We start from the raw sequence: 22,195 nt of genomic DNA, 5'->3' as shown, positions 1-22,195 counted from the left end.
AGGATTTTTTTATTTAGCTTCTTATTTGTTTTATCACCTCTCCCCTAATTTAAGGAGGGAATAAGGATGAAGCAAACGACAGATTTTCTGAAGATGAAAGAAAAGAATGAAAAAATTGTAATGTTAACGGCTTATGATTATCCTTCGGCAAAGCAGGCGGAACAGGGTGGCGTAGATATGATTCTCGTCGGTGACTCTCTCGGAATGGTGGTTCTTGGTTATGATTCTACTATCCCTGTCACATTGAATGACATGATCCACCATGCAAAAGCTGTCAAGCGCGGGGCTAAAGAAACATTCATTGTTGTGGACATGCCATTTTTAACCTACCATTTATCGGTAAGGGATACATTAGTGAATGCAGGCAGATTGATTCAGGAAACCGGAGCACATGCTGTTAAGCTTGAAGGGGCGGATGAAGTCATCGAACATATTGCTGCCCTGACGAGGGCGGGAATTCCAGTGTGTGCCCATCTTGGCTTAACACCGCAGTCAGTCGGTGTATTAGGCGGCTACAAGGTTCAAGGCAAAGATGCAGATGCGGCAAAAAAGTTAATTGAAGACGCTAAAAAATGCGAAGAAGCAGGAGCATTCGCGCTCGTCTTGGAATGTGTTCCAAAGCAGTTAGCGGAGCAAGTAACAAAAGCCTTGTCTATTCCGGTAATTGGCATCGGTGCAGGAATTGATGTCGATGGCCAGGTGCTTGTCTATCATGATATTCTTGGCTACGGTGTTGAACGGGTTCCTAAATTCGTCAAACAGTACCATTCTGTGAGTCCATTTATGATTGAATCGATTCAAGCGTATGCCCAGGATGTGAAAAACAAACAGTTCCCTGAAGATAAGCACAGCTACACCATGAAGGAAGAGCAATTGCTCGTTTTATACGGAGGTAAAGAATGAAGGTTATTACAACCATAAAAGAGATGCAGACTGAAATCAAACAACAAAAAAGTGAGGGTAAATCGATTGGCTTTGTCCCAACGATGGGATATCTTCACGAAGGGCATCTCACTCTTATAAAGCAGGCCCGACAGGAAAATGATATTGTGGTCTTAAGTATCTTTGTCAACCCATTGCAATTTGGACCAACAGAGGACTTTTCCACATATCCTCGCGATTTTGAGCGAGACCGGGCACTGGCCGAATGTGAACATGTCGACTACATTTTCCACCCAACAGTCAAGGAAATGTATCCAACTGAACCATCGGTGAAAGTCATTGTCCAGGCTCGGACCGATGTGTTATGCGGGAAATCGCGCCCTGGTCATTTTGATGGCGTCGCTACAGTTGTGTCTAAACTTTTCCATATTGTCATGCCGACAAGGGCTTATTTTGGCAAAAAAGATGCGCAGCAGGTGGCGGTCATTGAAGGATTAGTTTCCGACCTCAATTTTCCATTAGAAATAGTGGCGGTGGATATTGTCCGCGAAGAAGACGGGCTGGCCAAAAGCTCTCGTAATGTCAATTTGCTGCCCGAAGAAAGAAAGCAGGCAGTTGTTTTGTATAAAAGCCTGCAGGAAGCAAAAAAGGCAATTGATCAAGGCGAACGGAACCCTAACAGTTTAATCATTTTAATGAACGAAATGATTATGAGCAACTCGTCTGGGGTAGTCGACTATGCGGAGATTTATTCCTATCCTCAGTTAAAACCACTGGAAAAATTAGAGGGTAGGATAATCATAGCGCTTGCTGTAAAATTTACAAAGGTTCGTTTAATTGATAATCTCATTCTGGATATAGAGTAGACACTTGAATAGAGGAGGAACCACATTTTATGTTTCGCCACATGATGAACGGAAAAATCCATCGAGCAACAGTCACAGAAGCGAATTTAAACTATGTTGGCAGTATTACAATAGATGAAAATTTATTAGACGCAGTTGGCATGGTGCCGAACGAAAAGGTGCAAATTGTCAATAACAATAACGGAGCTCGTCTTGAAACCTATATCATCCCGGGTGAAAGAGGGTCTGGTGTTGTCTGCTTAAATGGGGCAGCCGCCCGCCTCGTACAGCCTGGAGATATTGTGATCATCATTTCCTATGCACTTGTGGCAGAAGACAAAGTCCCTTACCATAAACCAAAAGTAGCGATTATGGACGAACTTAACCGGATAAAAGAACTTATTCATGCCGAACCGGCACATACAATTATGTAAAAACCCCCTTTATTGGGGATCAGTTTGTCGAGAAAGAATATCTTTCTCGGCAATTTTTCTATTTATTGATTGTTTCTGCTATCGGGCCTGTTGATTGCAGCGAAGTGGCCTCGCTTTCCGCGGGGAGGTCCTGAAGCCTCATCGGCGCTGAAAGCGCCTGTGGGGTCTCCAGTGACCTCTATATCCCGCAGGAGTCGAGTGCCCTCCGCTCCAATCAACAGGAGTACAAATCAACCTAAAGTATTGCAACACACTTTTTCGAACCTTGCTTAGTGTGTCTCTAGATTTTATCCTTCATCAGTTTTGTGAGGGACATTTCCCTCTCAGATTCCTTCAATTTTGTCCTTCATCGACTAGTTTCCTGGCAATTAATATGTTGCTTCATCCTGTGAGTTGAAGTTTTTATGGATTACACCTGTTGATTGGCGCGGAAGGCACGAAGACTCCTGCGGGAGTACGGGGCAGGGGAGACCCCGCAGGAGCGATAGCTCCGAGGAGGCTCCCCGGTACGCCCGCGGAAAGCGAAGTGCCTGGAGCGCCAATCAACAGACTTGTTGCCTGGCCCATTTTTATTAGAGGATTTTTCTTTTCAATGGGACTTTATTATAATGAATAGCGAATATATAATTGTTTTCATTTTTTATTTTTTTATGTTACCGTTTAAGGAATGAAGCTTTGGGGTGTTATGTATATGTCTAATAAATTTGTTGTAATCGATTTAGAAACTACCGGAAATCTTCCGAAGAAGGGCGACAAAATTATTCAATTTGCCGCTGTTGTAATTGAAGATGGACAAATAACGGAGAAATTTTCGTCACTGATCAATCCCCAAAAATCCATTCCGATATTTATAGAAGAGTTAACTGGAATCAATGATGAAATGGTGAAGAATGCCCCTGTTTTTTCAGAGATTGCTGCGAAGGTTTTTTCCTTGCTGGACGGGGCTTATTTTGTAGCCCATAACGTTTTATTTGATTTATCCTTTCTTCAAGAGGAATTAATCCAAGCCGGATTTGAAGGGTTTTACGGGTCTGTATTGGATACCGTGGAAATGTCGCGGATTTTATATCCGACAGCGGATGGATATAAACTTACTGATTTGGCTGAAATGCTAAACCTCAAGCACGATCGGCCTCACCAAGCCGACAGTGATGCGGAAGTGACCGCGGAAATTTTCCTGCTGTTGGTCCAGCGTTTACAACAGCTGCCCTTTATTACGCTTAAGCGGCTTTTTCCGTTATCCGGCGGATTAAAAAGCGACCTTGAGCAGCTACTTGAAGAAATGATTGACAGCATGGATGAAAAGTCTGTACATAATGAAGATTTTGAGGCGTTTAGGGACCTCGCCATAAATAAAGTGCTGGCTCAGCCGGAAACATCGTCAGAATTCCAGGCTTATCATTATCCTCAAGCTGAAGAAGAGAAATTAAGGCTGATGAAAAGCGGCCTTAAATCCTTTGAGAATCGGACGGGGCAATTTAAGATGATGGATGTGGTTTACAACGCCTTCGTATCCGAGCGTCATACGTTAATTGAAGCAGGAACGGGAGTAGGAAAATCGTTAGGGTATCTGCTGCCAGCTGTCTTCTTTGCTAAACAGAGGAATCGGCCGATCATCGTCAGTACACATACCACTCAGCTGCAGGAGCAAATATTAAGAAAAGAAATGCCACTTCTGGAAAAAATGATTCCTTTTCCGGTAAAGGCTGTGCTCTTAAAAGGCAGGAGCCATTATATCTGTTTGGAAAAATTTCATCAGTCGCTGCTTGATGAAAACGATAACTATGATACCACCTTAACAAAGATGCAGATTCTTGTTTGGTTAACCGAGACAGAAACTGGTGATAAGGATGAGCTGAATCTTTCCAGCGGAGGATTCCTTTTTTGGAATAAAATTAAAAATGAGCAAACCGCTTTTTCAAAACATCCTGATTGGCAAGAACGGGATTTTTATTTGCGAGCAAAAAAAGAGGCTAAAGTCTCGGATATTGTTATTACCAATCATTCCTTATTATTAAGTGATATTAAAGGGAACGGCGCTGTATTGCCTGAATATGATTTTGTCGTTATTGACGAAGGACATCATTTGGAAAAAGTGGCAGTTCAATTCTTTGGTACCTCCTTGGATTACCTATCTGCAAGAATGCTGGCCGGTCAATTTGGTTTATACGAACAAGAACAGCTTTTTTATGAACTAGAAAAGATTCTTGCTATTTATCCTTTCACGAAGGAACCGATTATCCATACATTTGAGCTTAATCAGATGATGATAGACTTTTCGTATGAAATGGATGAATTTTTTAAGTTAATTGCTCTATTTGCTAAAAAGAGGATTAATAACAAAAATGGATATTACCGCACAAAAATCCCTTTTAGTAAAGCTGATAGTTCTAAAGAAAGAATGGCTTTAGTGCATAGTGCGGAAAGGCTATCATTTTTAATAAAAGATTTGCATGCCGCAATTAGTAAAAGGGTGGAATGGATTATTTCCCAAAAGGATGGGTTAACCAGAAAGCAGGAGGGGAAAATCGAGGAAGTCCATGTGTTTCTTATGGAATTAGAGGAATTAAGGGGCAGGGTAATAAACAGCTTTTTAAGGGACACCAATGATGTTAAATGGATTGAAATCGATGTACGTGCACCGCAGAATATAACAACCTTTATCGCACAGCCGGCCAGTGTAGCGGCTGCTTTAGAAAAATATTTTTTTGCTAGTAAAAAGGCAGCAGTCATTACTTCTGCAACGTTAACTGTTAATAATACCTTTGACTATTATCTTAAGGAAATCGGCCTTGATTCCAGTAATCCGGAAAAGGTAATCATCCCCTCTCCTTTTAATTACAAGGAACAGGTACAGCTGATAATTCCTGATGATTTGCCCGAAATCAATTCAGTTTCCTTGGATGAATTTGTGATTGCTATAACCGAGCACATCATCACGATTGCTGAGGCGACGAAAGGAAGGATGCTGCTTCTTTTTACTGCGTACGACATGCTAAAGAAAACGTACGAATTGATAAAGGAAAGCGGCTTTCTCGATGACTATGTATTAATTGCCCAAGGGATTACGAGCGGGAGCAGAACAAGGTTGACGAGAAATTTCCAGCGCTATGAAAAGGCCATTCTGTTAGGAACGAGCAGTTTTTGGGAGGGTGTGGATATCCCAGGGGAGGATTTATCATGCCTGTGTTTAGTACGGCTTCCCTTCAGCTCACCGGATGAGCCGTTAACAATGGCGAAATGCCAAATAATTGAGGAAAGTGGCGGCAATGCCTTTTTTGAATATTCTCTGCCTGAAGCGGTCCTGCGGTTTAAACAAGGCTTTGGCCGGTTAATCCGAACTGAAACAGATAGGGGGATTGTGATTGTTTTTGACAAGCGGATAATCACAACGAAATATGGAAAGGCCTTCTTAAATTCCATTCCGCCAGTCACGATAAAAAAAGAATCGGCCAAAGAAATAGTCAAAATTATTCAATCCTGGTTATGATAAAATTTGGAAGAAATACACATCCTATACATGACAGGAGGAATGTGTATGCGAATTTTATTCATTCTATTGGCCTTATTTTGTCCGGCTGTTTCAGTAGTTCATGCGGAAACGGCTATTTCAGGTAAGGTTGAAAATATAGATTTAAATATAAAGGAACACGAAATGGCCGTTACTTTTATAGGACTGTCCGCTGGCGAGGCTACTTTAATTCAAGGCCCGAACAACGAGAATATTTTGGTCAATGTCGGGGGGCAAGACACGGAAGCGGAATTGGAAGAGTGGCTCAAACTTTATGATGTAAAAAGCATTCAAACCTTAATCATTACTACAGATGAAAATAGCCTGTCGTTTAAAAAAGTAAATAAGCTGATGGACAAATATAACATAGAAAAATTGATTACTACTCCAAAAATATCAGCCCAGGCAGCCTTTGGCCTTGATGATCAAAAGCAGGCAGCGGTATCAACATGGAAAGAAGGGACAATAGAATCACTTTTTCCTGACCTGATGGCCGAAGTCCAATTTGTCGGAAATGAAAAAAACGAAGGGATGGATTTTATCCTTAAGTTTTTCAATCACCGTCTCTTTTTAATGTCATCCTGCAGCGAAAGGGCGGAGCAGGCATTACTGACAAAAAACCTTGAAGATGTCCATGTTTTAAAAATTCCGGATTACGCTAAGGCATCTTTTTTATCAACTAACTTTATCCACTATTTGAATCCGGAAATTTCTGTATTGTTTACACCGGAGGAATATCATCCGGACCGTGATATCCTTCAAGGCCTGCACGAAACGTGGTCTGAAGTTTATTTTACAAAAAAGCATGGAACGGTGACGCTTAAGTTCACGGATTCCAAATACGAGGTTTTTACCATCCCAACAGAAGAAGAATAAAAACTTAAAGAAAAATTACGATTCCTTGGTTTCAGATAGGGCATTTTTCCTTTTACCTGTTATAATGATATTTGGTAGGAAACAAGTAACAAGAATTAATTGGAGGAAAAATATCGTACATAAAAGAGTGATTTGAAAGTGAAAAAGTGGATTATAATTGGAGCATGTTTATTACTTGCTGTGGTGATCGGGGTTTCGATAAAAGTATATCATAGTGCAATGGAACCATTAATTACCGCTGAAGAACGTGCTGTTCAGGCCGCTGAAAAAAAGGTTCCATTAAAAAGCGTTGAAGATTTTCATGTTTATAATGGTCAAGAAACCGTTAATGTCATTGAAGGGAAAAATAACAAGGGCGAAGAGATTATTGTCTGGGTTCCCGAAAAGAGCAAAAAGGTTATTGTCCGAAAGGCCAAGAGCGGCCTTACAAAAGAGGAAGCAATTCAAACATTGAATAAAGAAAAAAATCCCCAAAAAATCATTTCAGTCCGGCTGGGAATGGAACAAAACATCCCCTTATGGGAAATTTATTATCGTTCTGATAATAATTTAATAAATTATTATTATCTCCATTTCGAAACCGGCGAGTGGCTGAAGGAAATTGAAAATCTATAGGGTAGAGACAGGAGGAAAACATAATGAAAGTGGAATTGGCAAGCCGGGTGTTGTCCTTAACACCTTCAACAACATTGGCCATTACTGCGAAAGCAAAAGAATTGAAGGAACAAGGTGAAGACGTAATTGGACTCGGTGCAGGTGAACCCGATTTTAATACCCCTCAGCACATTTTGGATGCTGCGGTAAAATCGATGAATGAGGGACAAACCAAGTACACTCCTTCGGCTGGTCTTCCTGCCTTAAAAAAGGCGATTATTAAAAAGTTCGAAACAGATCAAGGCTTAACCTATAAGCCAAATGAAGTGATTGTTGGGAATGGTGCAAAACATGTCCTCTATACGCTGTTTCAGGTTCTTTTAAATGAAGGGGATGAGGTTATTATTCCTACTCCTTATTGGGTAAGCTATCCGGAGCAGGTTAAGTTAGCGGGCGGAGTTCCTGTTTATATCGATGGATTGGAAGAAAACCATTTTAAAATAACACCGGAACAACTGAAAAAGGCGATTACCAATAGAACCAAAGCTGTCATCATTAACTCTCCAAGCAATCCAACAGGGGTCTTATATTCCGAAGAGGAGCTTTTGGAAATTGGTAAGGTATGCTTGGCAGAAAACATCTTGATTGTTTCTGATGAGATTTATGAAAAGCTCGTATACGGCGGTGTAAAGCATGTTTCGATTGCGGAAATTTCGCCGGAGCTTAAAGAACAAACAATTATTATTAATGGTGTTTCCAAGTCCCATTCGATGACAGGCTGGAGGATTGGCTATGCTGCTGGTAATGCTGAACTTATTAAAGCAATGACCAATCTCGCTAGCCATAGCACATCTAACCCGACCACTACCGCTCAATATGCAGCCATCGCGGCTTACAACGGGCCGCAGGAGCCAGTTGAAGAAATGCGGAAGGCATTCGAAGAAAGATTGGAAATTATCTATGATAAGCTGGTTGCCATTCCTGGGTTCACTTGTGTAAAGCCGCAGGGTGCTTTCTATCTGTACCCAAATGTGAAAAAGGCTGCTGAAATGGCTGGCTACAGCAATGTCGACGATTTTGCATCTGCCCTTTTGGTTGAAGCAAAAGTAGCTGTGATTCCGGGGTCAGGATTCGGAACACCTGACAACATCCGTCTATCCTATGCAACATCACTAGACTTATTAGAAAAAGCCGTATCCCGCATGCAGCAATTCGTAGAATCAAAAGTTAGGGTATAACCTTTAGTAAAATCAAAAAGTCTGCGACCTGCAGGCTTTTTGATTTCTTTACCAAAACAGGATGCCTAATTCTCTTACTCGAAATCACCTGTTCGTGATATACTTTTTAGGAGGTGTCCTAACATGAAAGATAATATAGTAGCTTGGCTAGAAGAAGGTACCATTACCGTACCCTCTTTACTATTTTCCGAATATCGCAATTTGAATTTAAACGAAGCAGAATTAGTTCTGTTACTAAATATCATGACGTTCGTAGAAAAAGGTAATGATTTTCCAACCCCTGAAGAGCTTTCCGCAAGAATGACCATTTCGCTATCAGAATGCAGTGACATGCTTAGAAAGCTGATCCAAAGAGGCTTTCTTGCCATCATTGATGAATATTCGCAAGACGGCATTCGTTTCGAGAAGTACACAATAAAACCATTATGGGAAAGACTCGTGACACAATTTTTAACAAGCACGCAGAATGTACATGAGAATCAAAAGAAAACGGATGAAACCGATTTATATACGTGTTTTGAAAATGAATTTGGCCGTCCTTTGTCTCCTTTTGAATGTGAGTCTCTTGCGATGTGGATGGATGATGACCATCATGATCCTGTCATTATCAAAGCCGCACTTCGTGAAGCAGTCATGTCAGGTAAATTAAATTTTCGCTATATTGATAGAATTCTTTTTGAGTGGAAGAAGAATGGCATTAAGACACTTGAGCAGGCCAAAAATCAGGGTCGCAAATTCCGGCAGAAACAAGTTCAAAAAGGCAATCCAAGGGAGGATGCCCCGCCATCATCCATTCCATTCTATAACTGGTTAGAGCAATAATTTTCCAATGACGAGTGACAATTCACTCGTTTATTTTCTGTAATAAACATTTAGAGGGGTGAAAACCTTGCTTAATAATACACAAATTCGGCATTGTTTAGATACAATGGGTGAAATGTTTCCAGATGCCCATTGCGAATTAAATCATTCCAATCCTTTTGAACTCGTTATCGCTGTCGCTTTATCTGCCCAATGCACCGATGCACTCGTTAATAAGGTAACTGTTGGTCTATTTAAAAAATACAAGACCCCAGAGGACTACTTAAAAGTCCCTTTGGAGGAATTGCAAAATGATATCCGCTCAATCGGTCTTTATCGGAACAAAGCGAAAAACATTCAAAGTCTTTGCCGTATTTTATTAGAAGAATATAATGGGGAAGTGCCTATGGATAGGGATGAATTAACAAAGCTGCCGGGAGTGGGCCGGAAAACAGCCAATGTTGTTGTTTCGGTTGCCTATGGCATTCCCGCCATCGCTGTTGATACCCATGTTGAACGTGTCAGTAAGAGGCTCGGCATTTGCCGTTGGAAGGACTCTGTATTGGAAGTGGAAAAGACGCTGATGAAGAAGGTACCAAAAGAGGAGTGGTCTGCCACACATCACCGCTTAATCTTTTTTGGCAGATATCATTGCAAGGCGCAAAACCCGCAGTGCCCAAGCTGCTCGCTCATAGGTCTTTGCAGGGAAGGGAAGAAAAGAATGAAAGGAAAGGCTGCTGTAAATGAGTAAGCCTTCAGAGTCTTTAAACGATATTCTTAAAGAATGGGCCAGTACACAGGAGCATCTTGAGAAAGTTTTTCGAAACAGGGACCAAATAGGGGCGAAAGAATGGATGAATAAAGGAATTCAATTATACCTTAGGTTTTTGTTTCTGACGAATGGATTGCCACTTAGCTGCACCGATCCCATTCCATTTGAAAGCTTCGAATACAAGCCTGTCAATCTTAAGGAGCGATTCGCTTTTATCAAGTCCAGACCATCACTCTATCATTCATATCGACAGTTATCAGAACTCATGGTAGAACAAGAAAAACAATATGCCCGGAAAAATATCCAAAAAAACAAGAGGCCGACAACCTAGTGTCAGCCTCTTGTTTTTTTAGCTAATAGGAAATTATAAATTTTCACAAATTTATAATTTCCTAACGCATAAATTCAACTACCCCTCTGTCTTCGTCCTATCGGACTCGCCAATCGGCGAGTTTTCATTTAATGCCCGCTGGAAGGAGTTCCAGGGGTTACGATTGGCGGGATCACGACTCCGCCGGTGTTATTGCCGCTGCCATTTCCACTGCTAGTACCAGTTCCAGTACCATTACCGTTCTCATTGTTAGTGCCGTTTCCGTTTCCATTTCCGTCCCCAGTGCCATTATTTCCATTTCCTTGTTCATTATCGATTTCTGCCTGCGGAACCTCAATGGTAGTTGTTGCAGGATCGCTCTTCCGATCTCCGATAATAGCCAGAACGGTAATAGTGTATTTCTCACCCGGCTTAACTGGGAATAGGAATCCTTTTTCTGCCTGCACCACATGATTTGGAGTAGTGCCATTTTCAACGGTAATATCAAACTGAACATTTTGTTGTGCTGTATTTGGATAATCCCAAGTTACAGCGATTTTTTGTGTATCTTGATCAAATTTTGCTGCCAAGCCGCTAGGTGCCTCAAGCTTGTTATATTTCTCGGATACTGTTTTCGGGGCATGGCCCTTTACAGCATATTCCGTGAGTACTTCGCTGTCAGGAGTGTATTCACTCGCAAGCACAGCCGGCATGGAGCCTTTTTCGATTCTGACCTTCTCCACACTATTTGGCATAGTAAAGTCAGCTGTTTGTTTGCCTTTTGAGACATGCGCTAGTAAATTTTTAAAGATTAACTGGGCAATTCTTTGGTTATTTCCCTTTGCCTCAATCGGCGTTTTATAGTCACCGTAACCAGTCCAAATGGATGCTGTATAATTGGTCGTATACCCTGTAAACCAAGAATCTGGTACCGCGCTTTTACTAATATTCCAGGCATTTCTTTGTTCTTCCGAATAGTTTGTAGTTCCTGTCTTACCTGCCATTGGGAGTCCTGGTACTTTTGCGTTTGTCCCCGTACCCGGAGAAACTAGAACACTCTTTAGCATGTCGGTAACCATAAACGCTGTGGAATCCTTCATGGCCACCTTTGGTTCAGGTGCTGTGTCAATAACGGTACCATCGCGCAGTTGAATTTTCGTGACAGCATGCGGCTTATTGTAAATACCTTTGTTGCCAAATGCCGCATAAGCTCCAGCCATTTCTAAAGGTGATACCCCAACGGTTTTTCCGCCAAAGCCGCCAATCGCATAGGATTCAGAGATTTCTTTTAACGGGATGCCCAGATTTAAGGCAAATTTCATGGCATTATCCAGTCCAACCTGTTGAATGGCCTGAACCGCCGGTGTGTTCCTTGATAACTGAAGGGCCGTCCTCATCGTCATCGGACCCTTATACTTGCCATCCCAGTTTCCGAATTTCTTACCTGATGAATACGTAATTGGTTTATCCTCAATCATTTGGTAGGTGCCCCAATTCAGGTATTCGATGGCAGGGCCGTAATCCAACACAGGTTTAATGGTAGAGCCGGGCTGGCGCTGTATATCAATGGCATAGTTGTAGCCGCGCTGCACCTGTTGGTTTCTGCCGCCGCCAATCGCCCTGATTTCTCCAGTCTTTGTGTCGAGAAGTGCGACTCCTGCCTGGAATTGATCATCAGGATATGGAATAAGGTCTTTGGAGTTTAAAAGTTCGTTAACATAGTCTTGCGCGTTTTTGTCAAGTGTTGTATAAATTGTTAAACCGTCAGAAAAAATATCAAAATCGGTTGTTTTTTTAACTTCATCAATGACAGCATCTACGAAGGCATCATATGGTTTGTCATTTATTTTACGCTGTTCCTCTTTCAGGACCGTATCTTTTACGGCAACCTTCTTAGCTTCTTCCATCTGTGCCTTTGAAATAAAACCATGCTGATACATTAAACTCAATACGATATTTCGTCTTTTTTCGGCTAAATCCGGATGGTTAAAAGGATTGTAATTATTCGGGCTTTGCGGCATCCCAGCCAATTGGGCTGCTTCCGCAAGTGTCAACTGATCAAGTGTTTTTCCGTAATATATTTTTGCAGCAGTGGCAATACCCCAGCTATTTTCCGAGACATATACCTTATTGACATACATTTCAAAAATTTGATGTTTTGTATATTTTTGTTCCAGCTGATAGGAAAGCCATGCTTCCTGAACTTTTCGTTTCAAGGTTTTATCACGTGATAAAAAGGCGTTTTTGACAACCTGCTGGGTAATCGTGCTGCCGCCTTCCGAACCAAAGCCATCACGGAAATTTGCGAGAACCGCACCGCCAAGGCGTATCGGGTCGATGCCATGATGTTTATAAAAACGATAATCCTCCGTTGCCAAAATAGCATTTTCAACCTGCTCCGGTATATCTTTATAAGTAACATATTCCCGGTTCACTGAGCCGGCTTCGGAAATAAGCTCTCCATCTTTATCTAGAATCTTTGAAGGGATAGGATCTTTTAATAATTTAGGATCAAGCTTGGGAGTGTCCTTTACTAAATAGGCGAAAGTGCCGACACCAGCCAATAAGCCGACAAAACAAAGCACCACTAGGGAAAGGAAAATTTTCTTTGCCATTCCGCCTTTCTTAGCCTTTGCTTTTGGTTTGGCCTTATTGTTTGACTGCTGTTTCTTTCGGCGCTCCTCTCTTGATTGGTATTGCTCAGCCATTTTGAAATTCCTTCCTTTCTGCTCTTTATTTGTTTTTAATAAAGAGGTAAAAGATTATCTAATATTTTAATATAATCAATTCTTGGATGAAATCCAAGCGGTATGAGATAACCGTTGTGTATAATTTCTTCCCTTGTAATCGATTTTCTTCCTCCACTCATCATTCTGTCCCAAAAACCTAACATATGCCTTGCCTCTAGCAAATATACCTCATCAAATCGCGAAAAACGGATGATAACAAAGCAAATCCCACCCTGATTCATCACTTCTTCCATATGGGTAATTTGGTGCTGATGGAAATTTTTCAACGGAAATGAAGTTGGATTTTCTGTTTCCTTTGCTTCAAAATCGATATATTTCCCTTTATAAACGCCATTATAATCAGTGGTGGAGGCAAGTTTAAAATAGGCTTCTTTAATTACTGCAGCACTTCGCTTTGGGTAATCCACTTGGACGATCTGAATTGGTGTCGGTTTCTTATGGATAACGGCCATCTTCCTGGAACGGTAATATTCATTACTCTCATTTAAGTCCTCTTCAAGTGTCATTCCCCGATTGCCATATCCATCATTTTTTTTGATTTTTACCGGTGCTTTTTTCGCTTGATTCAAGCGAACATACTTTTTTCCATTTGGATAATTAAAGCTCATTTTCTTCACCTCTTAAGACACTCACTATCATATCAAATCTTAGAAAAAAGTGGGTGAATAAAATAGCCCTTCAGGTAAACGCTAATATTAATTGTACCGTTTTTGTTATAAAAATAAATGATTCATTCTTCTTAAGGGATTAGCATGCGCTAATAATCTATTAAAAACTGAAGGAAAGATGCACAAAATATGAGTCTCCTTACAATACACGAACAAAATATCATTCGTCAAATTGAAACCGAAACAAGCAAAAAGAATATCGATAATATTTCAAGGACTAATGCATATTTTTCCTACTTTAAAGAAAATTCGGATATTCAATGGTCTTTTCTGGCAAGCATGGTATCCCGAAATGGCGGCTGGAATATGTGCGATCTTGAAGGATCTATGTTTCGGCAGCTGCTTGCCCCCCAGGTCAGAAAACAGCTTTTTTTTACATATGAAAGGGCAAATTGGCTAATCTTTCATGATGTTTTCCCGCAATTATTGGTCTATCAATATTCGACGAAATTAGGTCGGCCTCTGTTTCATTTACTTCCCTATTTTCATGTTTCATCCTTTATTCAAAATGAGTGGCACCGCTTTTGGAGGGATAAAGATAGTAAAAGGCTCACGACCGCCCTAATCATTAATGAACAAAATGTGATTCAGAAACCGGTCATTAAACACCCTGTTTATAAGAAAAAGGTATTTCAATCACTTATATTCAATTTTCAAGATTGGCTGCATTTTAGCTGCGTGTTGTTCCCAACCTGCGGCGGGGAGGTATATGGCGCAAGTGTGAATGGCTTTAGGTCTCTTTCCAAAAGGATTAATCTTGGAAAAAGGCTGGCGAGCATTCTTTTTCAGCCGAGGTTATTTCCTCATTTTTTTGAGTTTGCTGAAAAAACAACACATACAGGCTCAAGAAATGATTATGAACAGTATTTCAAAATGAAAACGGAAGGAACTACTCCTATCTTAAGAATGACCTACCCGGTAATCAAGCACCATCGGCAGGATGATCAGGATTGGAGTAAAGTTCGAAAGGTTTCTTCCTCGTGGCTGCATTTTCCAGTCCATCATCGCCACCCGATTCACCTAACCGATTGGTACGTGGCTAAATCCCATCAGCTGCAGCTGCTTGTTTCCTTGAAAAAGGCACTGGATTTAAAAAAATGGAAGTAAGAAAAAAGCAAGGAGGGTGTACTCCTTGCTTTTTTCTTACTCAGCCGGTCGGTTTGGTCCTTCTAACTTTTTATCGCCGTAACCTGTTCTTTTTTCTGTATCAGATTGCCGCGGTTGGCTTTTGTTTTGTTTATTGTTGTTAGACAAAATAAACACCTCCACTAATATCATGTGCTGAATTTTGGTTTTCATACGATTCTAGATTCTGTCGAATGAAAATAGAGAATATGCCAGAATGGCACTTTCTTTGCCGAAATGCTTCTAGTTTTGTCAAGGGTGAAGGAACCATAGATTGGAAAGAGAATATTAACTTTAGGAAAAAACGTGGGGGAGGTTTTAGAAAATGAATAGTTCATTTAGTGATAAGGATAGGCTCCTGTCTAAGCTGGCGGGGATATATGACCAATTGGAAGAATTAGATGAGGCACTAAAAGCATCCTTTTCTGAACTTCGCATTGAGCTTGATCAAAGGGAACAAGATAGACTGCTTGATTCGGCTAAAAAAATTACAAAATTGGAAAGAGTTACAGACCAATTGTTTTTGAATGGAGAGATGGTACAAAATCCGCTTTCCCACCATTCCGCAAAATCATTAAAGCTTGAAATGGGTTTTTAATATTCGGTATCATAGTTTTAAATCTGAAAGTGGCATTTAAAATAGTGCTGCTTTTTTATTTGGCGGGAAGGGAGTGAGCATTCTTGGAAAAGGAAATAGAGCATTTAACAAAGGAGTTATTATCATTCAATGAAGAATTTTTGAGGCATTTTCAGGAAGCAAGAGAAACGGGGAGTGAACAAAATTTTGATAAGGTGATAAAGCCATTTGCCAATAAGGTTAACTCAATAAACGCAGAGTGGAAAGAGGAGATGAAAAAATGGCTTATAAACTTTCCATTAAAACATATCCGCATTCAGCAAGTCGAATCTGTTTCAGAACATATTGAACAGCTCTCCATCCAGGCTTTCTTTCCGAAAACAAGCAAATCAAGATTTCTAAATGCCCAGCGGACAGTCGAATTTTTTCTGACGGAAGTTTTAAAAGAAGTTAATAAAGAGAAAAGAGATGCATGAGCATCTCTTTTTTTGACTAACTATTATGTTGGATGAGGGAGTTTTCCTGCGCTGCCTCTGGGGGCACCGCACCTTGATTTTCAAGTTCACGGACAAGATTGCGATATTCTTTAATGCTAATTTCATTGAAGATATAGGCCTTTTTAACAAAATCCATTAGTGCATTAACATCATCAGTGGTGTAATCACGGTTTTGACTAAATCTCACTTTTAATTCGCGTATGTCCATTTCTACTCCTCCTTCATCATTTTTACTATCGTAACATGAAATTAAGAGATTATTATTTTTTCAAAAATTTAAACTTTAGACAAAATCTTTGAAATTTTGACATTTCCTTGAATCACCAATTAGGCTTTTTTTTCATAATGTGAAGCAGAGATAAATACGGAGGAGATGTTTGCCCGTGTTTGGAAAAATGAGACCAAATACCTTCTTTCATAATGGATATTCGGGACAAATGATGCAATATGGTCCAGTTGGCCGACAATGGAACCGGCATTTAATAATGCGAAATCAAGCTTTTCCATATCAGCCACCTGTTCAGAATCAGACCTGGAACACTTTCCAGTCGCAGGGAGGCTATCATCCAAGTACGTTCCAGCCAATGGGGCCGGCTTATCAGCTTGGGTTTAACGCACAGAATATGAACTATCAAAACTCCCAGTATCCGCAAAAGGATTCACAATTCCTATTTCAGAATCCCCTGCAGCCAAAGGAGGATATGTATCCGGCTCCATATGCGCCAATGAATGGATATCCGGTTATGAACCCATATCCTAAACAAAGCTTTATTCCGAAACAGCCAAGTGGTATGCAGTCCTTAATGAATTCCTTTAAATCGCAGGATGGCTCAGTTGATTTTAATAAAATGATGAATACAGCGGGCCAGATGGTGAATGCGGTTACGCAGGTTTCTTCCTTAGTAAAAAACTTTAGCGGCATTTTTAAAGCGTAATAAAAAAGACGGCAAGCGTTGCCGTCTTTTTTATATAATATGGAAAATGATTATTCTTACTCGTCAATTTCAATAATTTTTCCTTTTTCGCGGGGAATGCGGATTTGTAGTAATCCGTCCCGGTAGGAGGCATTAATTTTTCTGTCATTAATCATATGAGGCAGGGAGATGGTTCTTGCGGTTTGCTGTCTGACAAAACGGCGCTGATAAATTTGATTTCGCTCATCCTCTGAGGTTTCTAATTCTTTATTCTCAACAGATATGGTTAAGTAGTTTCCGGTGATATTAAGATGGATTTGGTCTCTTTTGACACCGGGGAGTTCGGCAGACACTATATATTCATTTTCTCTTTCAACAGTCTCTACGTGAAAGCCTCCGCTGCTATCAAACGGAAAAGGTGTTTTGAAAAAATCATCGATGGACTGCAAGAATCCTCTAATAGGTTTCTCCATGAAAAAATCATTCATGGATTTCATCAAATGACTAAACGGTTCGGAAACAGGCTTTTTCTCATGATTTTTATCATTCGGAAGATTAGAAGACATCTTAAAACCCTCTCTTTCCAATTTTTCACACGATATCATATGCGTTTAGTCCCGACCCGGTGCCCATTATACAAAAAAAACCACCGCATAAGCTTGCGGTGGCAGTTTCCATTTAGATTAAATGAATTTCTTCCATAAGGATTTCGATATCGAGGATCATGTCGCCCTCTTCATCGACTTCGATTAATTCGTCTTTTTTCATTTTTGTCAATGTTCTGCTGATGGTTTCGCGTGTTGTTCCAATCATGTTGGCTAGGTCTTTATTGGTAAATTCCGATTTTAACAATATAGTACCATCCTCTTGTTCTTTACCGTGCTTTTGGGCGAGGCGGATTAGCAGCTTGACAATCTGTTCATAGGTATTATTGAGAATTTGCTCTTCCAGCCGGTTTTGCAGGTCGACGATCTTTTCACCTAGTACTTTAAATACCTTAATGCATAGCTCCGGATTTTCGATCAAAACATTTTCAAACTTGGAAATCGGCACGGCAATCAGGGTTGAAGGCTCTAGGACCTCAGCGTAGGCTGGATAGTCTCCTTTTCGGAAAAAGCCGACATGGGGAAACATTTCCCCTTTTTTCATAATGGCCACGATTTGTTCTTTCCCGTTTACATCGCTTTTATAAATTTTAAGCTTTCCATCAAAAATGAAATAAACATTTTCAAGCGGATCCCCTTGATGAAAAACATGGCTATTTTTCTTCCATTCTCTTGCAATCGCAATGTCGGTAACTTTGGATAATTCCGTGTCGTTTAAAGAGCGAAAGAGAGTAAATTCGGAAAGCACCCTTTTAATTTCATCGATTTTCATTACATCACCTTCAGTTTCGTTCGATATATTCTATTGTAACAAAATTTGGCCGAATAAAAAAAAGGTATTTGTAAAATATAAATTTCCTCTTTTTCTCCGAACGTTCATTCGCTAAAATAGAAGTAATGAGGTGAGCTAGATGAAGTTGAAAAAAGATTTGCAGGCCATCCTTTCAGATATTAAAGTAAATGAGGATTTTAAAGATAATATCGCTGCGTGGCATACACTCCCTAAGAAAGAAGCCCAAACGGTAACATTTCCTAGGGATTTACATCCGCTATTGCATGAAGCGCTTAATCAAAAAGGGATAGACGAGCTTTATACCCATCAGAGATCAGCATACGAAGCGACGATGGCAGGAAGAAGTATTGTGGCAGTTACACCAACGGCATCAGGAAAAACACTTTGCTACAATCTGCCAGTTCTTCAATCTATATTAAATGACCCGAGCACACGAGCGCTGTATATGTTTCCGACAAAGGCACTCGCCCAGGATCAAAAAAGTGAAATAAACGAAATTATCCAAGCGGCCTCCATGGATATTAACAGCTATACGTATGATGGAGATACGCCGGCAAATATCCGCCAGCGGGTCAGAAAAGCAGGCCATGTTGTCATCACCAATCCTGATATGCTGCATTCGGGCATCCTTCCCCACCATACAAAATGGGTGTCTTTGTTCGAAAATCTCAAATTTGTCGTGATTGATGAGCTTCATACGTATCGCGGCGTTTTTGGCAGTCATGTGGCAAATGTGATTAGGAGGCTAAAACGGATTTGCCATTACTATGGAAGCAATCCTGTATTTATTTGTACATCTGCGACGATCGCAAATCCTCTCGAACTGGCGGAAAACCTTACTGAGGAAAACATGGCGCTGATTGACAACAACGGGGCACCAAGCGGAACAAAGCATTTTGTTTTTTATAATCCGCCAATTGTTAACAAACCATTAAACATTAGAAGAAGTGCGACTCTTGAGGTTCGGAAAATTGCCGGGGAACTGTTAAAAAACAAAATCCAAACGATTGTTTTCGCCAGAAGCAGGGTAAGAGTTGAAATTATCTTAACGTATCTCCAGGAACTGGTGAAACACGAATTGGGCAGCAAATCGATTATGGGGTATCGCGGCGGTTATCTCCCCACAGAGCGACGGAAAATAGAAAAAGGCTTGCGCTCCGGGGAAATATACGGTGTTGTCAGTACGAATGCTCTTGAACTTGGTGTCGATATTGGACAACTTCAGGTTTGTATTATGACAGGTTATCCCGGAACCATCTCTAGTGCCTGGCAGCAGGCCGGAAGAGCAGGGAGACGGCATGGAGAGGCTCTTGTCATCATGGTGGCAAGCTCGAGTCCGTTGGATCAATATATCATCCAAAATCCTGATTATTTCTTCAATAAAAGCCCGGAAACAGCACGGATTAATCCGGACAACCTAATCATATTGATTGACCATATGAAATGTGCCGCCTACGAGCTTCCATTTAAGGCTGACGAAAAGTTCGGTAACGTGGGAACTGAGGAGCTTTTGGAATACTTAACTGAAGAGCGAGTTCTATATCGGAACGGCGATAAATGGTACTGGATGAACGACTCTTTCCCGGCCCACAATATCAGCCTGCGGTCAGCTTCACAAGAAAATGTCATCATTGTCGACCAAACTGATATTGCTAGTGTAAAGGTCATCGGGGAAATGGACCGTTTTTCGGCAATGACACTGCTTCACGATGAGGCCATTTATTTGCACCAAGGCACTCAATTTCAAGTGGAAAAACTGGATTGGGACGAAAAAAAGGCATTTGTCCGTGAGGTGGATGTTGATTATTTTACAGATGCCAATTTAGCGGTTCAATTAAAAGTACTTGAGGTTGATAAACTGCATCCGGTCAATGAAGCGGAAATGGGTTATGGGGATGTCAGCGTCAGGGCTATGGCGACCATTTTTAAAAAAATTAAATTCGAAACTCATGAGAATATCGGTTCCGGTCCGATCCACCTACCGGAAGAAGAACTTCATACGAATGCCGCGTGGATTTCACTTAATAGGGCGCTCTCAGAATTGGGGGCTGTTCGGCTGGAGCAAGGACTTGTTGGGGCGGCCCATGCTTTAAGGTCAATAGCCCCATTGTTTGTCATGGCCGACCCGCAGGATATTCATGTCATTCCGCAGGTTAAGGCCGACCATAATGAAAAGCCAACCATCTTTTTTTATGACCGCTATCCTGGCGGAATTGGCTTAAGTGAAAAAATATATTCAGGGATGGCAGAGGTTTTGCTCGAAAGCAAAAAAATGATTGAACGCTGCCAATGTAAATCAGGGTGTCCATCATGCATTGGCACGGATGCAGTTGGAGATGCCGCCAAACATGATTCATTAATGATTCTTGATGCCTTCTTAGAATCATCATCGCGGTAAGGGGGAGTGCGAGGATGTCTTTAAAAAATAAATTGAATCGCTTAAAGCCCCACTTGTCGACGGGGAATTCTTCAGAAAAAAAGGCTGTTCCCTTTCCAGTAGAAACGTCCGTTGAGATACCTTACAAAGAGCAATGGGAGCAAGAACATGTTTCTCCTTATTATTTAGACGAAAACTTCTGTTTAATAAGAGAGGTAAAATATCCGCTTGACCAACGGCACGGCCATTATCGATTTCGTGATTTTCTGACGGCAATGAAAACCTGGAACCAGCAATCAGCCGCTCATCCATTATCTGCTAAAGGATTTCAGGCGGAAGAATTATTTTTTTTCGATACAGAAACGACGGGGCTAGGCGGCGGGACGGGCAATACCATTTTCTTATTGGGGTATGCCAGCATTGAGGGAGAAGAGTTGATTTTAAGACAGCATATCCTTCCAAATCCCGGTGCCGAGGTCCCGCTATACCAAAGCTTTCTGGAAAAGATTAATTATCGGACACTTGTCACTTATAATGGGAAAGCCTTTGACTGGCCGCAGGTCAAAACGAGACATACGCTTGTAAGAGAGCATGTTCCAATGCTTCCGTCTTTTGGTCATTTCGACTTGTTTCACGCTGCCAAAAGACTCTGGAAGCACAAATTAGAACGGTTGAAATTAGCAGTAGTGGAAAAAGAGGTTCTCGGGGTAGAAAGGGTTGACGATATTCCGGGATTTTTAGCTCCGATGATTTATTTTGATTTCGTTGAAAACAAAAAGCCCGATGGCATGATTGGCATACTCAAGCATAATGAAATTGATATATTGTCGCTTGTCACTTTGTATACACATCTGACCTTTCAATTATGCGGATTAGACCACGACTCCACCAGAAAGGAAACCTTTGAAGTAGGCCGCTGGTTTGCGGCTATCGGTGAAAAGGATGAAGCAGAAAAAGTCCTCGGTAAACTCACAGACGGGCAGGATGTTACAGCTTGCCAAGCAAAGCTTGCTCTTGCGTTTCAGTATAAAAAAGACCGGGAATGGGACAAAGCAAGAAATTTGTTTGCCGAGGTTGTCCAATCTGGGGAGGGGCGTCTTGCTCTTGATGCATGTGTAGAATTGGCTAAAATCTATGAGCATAGATTAAAGGATTTAGAATTAGCTCTTCAATACTGTAGCCAAGCTATCATCATAAGTGAGCGAACCCCTAGTTTGCACAATCTTTCAGGTGATGCTTCAATGGACCAGTTACAAGCCCGAAAAGAGCGTTTGAATCGAAAAATCACTAAAAGCCCACGTTAAATTTCTTTAATTAACGGTTATTAAAAATATGTAACAAAAAGTTCACAATTTAATGCTGAAAAATTTGAAATTCCATATTGTTTACTGTCGTCTTAATAGGTAAAATTATAAATTGTGTGCTGTGTAAAAAAGGCGCAAAAACTTTATGGAGTGGGTAGGATGTATAAGGCAATTTTGTTTTTATTTTTTGTTGTTGTTTGTTTAACTGCTGTTGTTTTTACAAGCTTGAAAGATAGCTTTTATACTATGTTATAAGGATATACACCCAAGGATGCCATATTATTATAAAAAATAGGTGTTTTCATTAGTACAAGAGTATCCC

General features: G+C 40.8%; 21 protein-coding genes. 16 read left to right on the top strand and 5 right to left on the bottom strand.

The window, feature by feature from the left end:
- Positions 1-66: 66 nt before the first annotated feature.
- From panB to ACZ5B7_RS21505, 10 genes are all read left to right on the top strand, one after another.
- A complete protein-coding gene (panB, locus tag ACZ5B7_RS21550; protein ID WP_464490951.1) occupies positions 67-903 on the top strand; it encodes a 3-methyl-2-oxobutanoate hydroxymethyltransferase in 837 nt (278 codons plus the stop codon).
- Complete coding sequence (panC, locus tag ACZ5B7_RS21545) at positions 900-1,748, top strand: pantoate--beta-alanine ligase (protein WP_464490950.1); 849 nt, start codon at positions 900-902, stop codon at positions 1,746-1,748. Before panB ends, panC begins: the two co-directional genes overlap by 4 nt.
- A 29-nt stretch (positions 1,749-1,777) precedes the next feature.
- The gene (panD, locus tag ACZ5B7_RS21540; RefSeq protein ID WP_464490949.1) at positions 1,778-2,161 is read left to right on the top strand and encodes an aspartate 1-decarboxylase; all 384 of its coding nucleotides are present in this window, start codon (positions 1,778-1,780) and stop codon (positions 2,159-2,161) included.
- Positions 2,162-2,852: 691 nt separating this feature from the next.
- Complete coding sequence (dinG, locus tag ACZ5B7_RS21535) at positions 2,853-5,651, top strand: ATP-dependent DNA helicase DinG (protein WP_464490948.1); 2,799 nt, start codon at positions 2,853-2,855, stop codon at positions 5,649-5,651.
- A 48-nt stretch (positions 5,652-5,699) separates the two neighbouring features.
- Positions 5,700-6,548, top strand: coding sequence for a ComEC/Rec2 family competence protein (locus tag ACZ5B7_RS21530; RefSeq protein ID WP_464490947.1), 849 nt, complete (start codon positions 5,700-5,702; stop codon positions 6,546-6,548).
- Positions 6,549-6,686: 138 nt separating this feature from the next.
- Positions 6,687-7,163, top strand: a complete 477-nt coding sequence (locus tag ACZ5B7_RS21525; protein ID WP_213145053.1) for a cell wall elongation regulator TseB-like domain-containing protein — start codon at positions 6,687-6,689, stop codon at positions 7,161-7,163.
- Positions 7,164-7,192: 29 nt separating this feature from the next.
- Positions 7,193-8,380: a pyridoxal phosphate-dependent aminotransferase gene (locus ACZ5B7_RS21520; RefSeq protein ID WP_423802655.1), complete on the top strand. Its 1,188-nt coding sequence runs from the start codon at positions 7,193-7,195 to the stop codon at positions 8,378-8,380.
- A 123-nt stretch (positions 8,381-8,503) separates the two neighbouring features.
- The gene (locus ACZ5B7_RS21515) at positions 8,504-9,202 is read left to right on the top strand and encodes a DnaD domain-containing protein (RefSeq protein ID WP_464490946.1); all 699 of its coding nucleotides are present in this window, start codon (positions 8,504-8,506) and stop codon (positions 9,200-9,202) included.
- A gap of 67 nt (positions 9,203-9,269) precedes the next feature.
- Complete coding sequence (gene nth / locus ACZ5B7_RS21510; protein ID WP_464490945.1) at positions 9,270-9,932, top strand: endonuclease III; 663 nt, start codon at positions 9,270-9,272, stop codon at positions 9,930-9,932.
- Entirely contained in the window at positions 9,925-10,284 is a 360-nt protein-coding gene (locus tag ACZ5B7_RS21505; protein WP_423798930.1) for a YpoC family protein, read from the top strand. The genes nth and ACZ5B7_RS21505 overlap by 8 nt, the downstream gene beginning before the upstream one ends.
- Positions 10,285-10,412: 128 nt before the next feature.
- Here ACZ5B7_RS21505 and ACZ5B7_RS21500 read toward each other — a convergent pair whose 3' ends face one another.
- Together ACZ5B7_RS21500 and recU are read right to left on the bottom strand one after the other, a co-directional pair.
- Positions 10,413-12,971, bottom strand: a complete 2,559-nt coding sequence (locus ACZ5B7_RS21500) for a transglycosylase domain-containing protein (RefSeq protein WP_464490944.1) — start codon at positions 12,969-12,971, stop codon at positions 10,413-10,415.
- Between the two features lie 35 nt (positions 12,972-13,006).
- Positions 13,007-13,621 carry a Holliday junction resolvase RecU gene (gene recU, locus ACZ5B7_RS21495; protein ID WP_464490943.1) on the bottom strand — a complete coding sequence of 205 codons (615 nt, stop codon included), beginning with the start codon at positions 13,619-13,621 and terminating at the stop codon, positions 13,007-13,009.
- Positions 13,622-13,810: 189 nt separating this feature from the next.
- Between recU and ACZ5B7_RS21490 the strand changes: the two genes are divergently transcribed.
- The 3 genes from ACZ5B7_RS21490 to ACZ5B7_RS21480 all read left to right on the top strand — a co-directional run bounded on the left by ACZ5B7_RS21490 (position 13,811) and on the right by ACZ5B7_RS21480 (position 15,859).
- A complete protein-coding gene (locus ACZ5B7_RS21490; protein WP_464490942.1) occupies positions 13,811-14,788 on the top strand; it encodes a DUF2515 domain-containing protein in 978 nt (325 codons plus the stop codon).
- 343 nt (positions 14,789-15,131) lie between these two features.
- Positions 15,132-15,404, top strand: a complete 273-nt coding sequence (locus tag ACZ5B7_RS21485; protein ID WP_464490941.1) for a hypothetical protein — start codon at positions 15,132-15,134, stop codon at positions 15,402-15,404.
- 83 nt (positions 15,405-15,487) lie between these two features.
- Positions 15,488-15,859: a DUF1798 family protein gene (locus tag ACZ5B7_RS21480; RefSeq protein WP_464490940.1), complete on the top strand. Its 372-nt coding sequence runs from the start codon at positions 15,488-15,490 to the stop codon at positions 15,857-15,859.
- Between the two features lie 16 nt (positions 15,860-15,875).
- Here the strand turns inward: ACZ5B7_RS21480 and yppF are convergent, their stop codons facing one another.
- Entirely contained in the window at positions 15,876-16,088 is a 213-nt protein-coding gene (gene yppF, locus ACZ5B7_RS21475; protein WP_423798924.1) for a YppF family protein, read from the bottom strand.
- 175 nt (positions 16,089-16,263) lie between these two features.
- Between yppF and ACZ5B7_RS21470 the strand changes: the two genes are divergently transcribed.
- The gene (locus ACZ5B7_RS21470) at positions 16,264-16,815 is read left to right on the top strand and encodes a YppG family protein (protein WP_464490939.1); all 552 of its coding nucleotides are present in this window, start codon (positions 16,264-16,266) and stop codon (positions 16,813-16,815) included.
- A gap of 56 nt (positions 16,816-16,871) precedes the next feature.
- Here the strand turns inward: ACZ5B7_RS21470 and ACZ5B7_RS21465 are convergent, their stop codons facing one another.
- Together ACZ5B7_RS21465 and ACZ5B7_RS21460 are read right to left on the bottom strand one after the other, a co-directional pair.
- Positions 16,872-17,360 carry an Hsp20/alpha crystallin family protein gene (locus ACZ5B7_RS21465; protein ID WP_464490938.1) on the bottom strand — a complete coding sequence of 163 codons (489 nt, stop codon included), beginning with the start codon at positions 17,358-17,360 and terminating at the stop codon, positions 16,872-16,874.
- A 112-nt stretch (positions 17,361-17,472) separates the two neighbouring features.
- The gene (locus ACZ5B7_RS21460) at positions 17,473-18,171 is read right to left on the bottom strand and encodes a Crp/Fnr family transcriptional regulator (protein ID WP_213145064.1); all 699 of its coding nucleotides are present in this window, start codon (positions 18,169-18,171) and stop codon (positions 17,473-17,475) included.
- A 139-nt stretch (positions 18,172-18,310) separates the two neighbouring features.
- Between ACZ5B7_RS21460 and ACZ5B7_RS21455 the strand changes: the two genes are divergently transcribed.
- Both ACZ5B7_RS21455 and ACZ5B7_RS21450 read left to right on the top strand, forming a co-directional pair.
- On the top strand, positions 18,311-20,590 hold the full coding sequence (locus tag ACZ5B7_RS21455; RefSeq protein WP_464490937.1) for a DEAD/DEAH box helicase: 2,280 nt from the start codon (positions 18,311-18,313) through the stop codon (positions 20,588-20,590).
- A 14-nt stretch (positions 20,591-20,604) separates the two neighbouring features.
- The gene (locus ACZ5B7_RS21450; protein WP_464490936.1) at positions 20,605-21,873 is read left to right on the top strand and encodes a ribonuclease H-like domain-containing protein; all 1,269 of its coding nucleotides are present in this window, start codon (positions 20,605-20,607) and stop codon (positions 21,871-21,873) included.
- Positions 21,874-22,195: the final 322 nt, after the last annotated feature.

It is taken from the genome of Neobacillus sp. S1115 (genome assembly GCF_055385565.1).
This window is presented reverse-complemented; position numbering and strand designations above follow the sequence as displayed.

Coding starts and splice junctions, on each gene's coding strand:
- panB (WP_464490951.1), top strand. CDS start 67: ATGAAGCAAACGACAGATTTTCTGAAGATGAAAGAAAAGAATGAAAAA.
- panC (WP_464490950.1), top strand. CDS start 900: ATGAAGGTTATTACAACCATAAAAGAGATGCAGACTGAAATCAAACAA.
- panD (WP_464490949.1), top strand. CDS start 1,778: ATGTTTCGCCACATGATGAACGGAAAAATCCATCGAGCAACAGTCACA.
- dinG (WP_464490948.1), top strand. CDS start 2,853: ATGTCTAATAAATTTGTTGTAATCGATTTAGAAACTACCGGAAATCTT.
- ACZ5B7_RS21530 (WP_464490947.1), top strand. CDS start 5,700: ATGCGAATTTTATTCATTCTATTGGCCTTATTTTGTCCGGCTGTTTCA.
- ACZ5B7_RS21515 (WP_464490946.1), top strand. CDS start 8,504: ATGAAAGATAATATAGTAGCTTGGCTAGAAGAAGGTACCATTACCGTA.
- ACZ5B7_RS21505 (WP_423798930.1), top strand. CDS start 9,925: ATGAGTAAGCCTTCAGAGTCTTTAAACGATATTCTTAAAGAATGGGCC.
- ACZ5B7_RS21500 (WP_464490944.1), bottom strand. CDS start 12,971: ATGGCTGAGCAATACCAATCAAGAGAGGAGCGCCGAAAGAAACAGCAG.
- recU (WP_464490943.1), bottom strand. CDS start 13,621: ATGAGCTTTAATTATCCAAATGGAAAAAAGTATGTTCGCTTGAATCAA.
- ACZ5B7_RS21490 (WP_464490942.1), top strand. CDS start 13,811: ATGAGTCTCCTTACAATACACGAACAAAATATCATTCGTCAAATTGAA.
- ACZ5B7_RS21485 (WP_464490941.1), top strand. CDS start 15,132: ATGAATAGTTCATTTAGTGATAAGGATAGGCTCCTGTCTAAGCTGGCG.
- yppF (WP_423798924.1), bottom strand. CDS start 16,088: ATGGACATACGCGAATTAAAAGTGAGATTTAGTCAAAACCGTGATTAC.
- ACZ5B7_RS21465 (WP_464490938.1), bottom strand. CDS start 17,360: ATGTCTTCTAATCTTCCGAATGATAAAAATCATGAGAAAAAGCCTGTT.
- ACZ5B7_RS21460 (WP_213145064.1), bottom strand. CDS start 18,171: ATGAAAATCGATGAAATTAAAAGGGTGCTTTCCGAATTTACTCTCTTT.
- ACZ5B7_RS21455 (WP_464490937.1), top strand. CDS start 18,311: ATGAAGTTGAAAAAAGATTTGCAGGCCATCCTTTCAGATATTAAAGTA.
- ACZ5B7_RS21450 (WP_464490936.1), top strand. CDS start 20,605: ATGTCTTTAAAAAATAAATTGAATCGCTTAAAGCCCCACTTGTCGACG.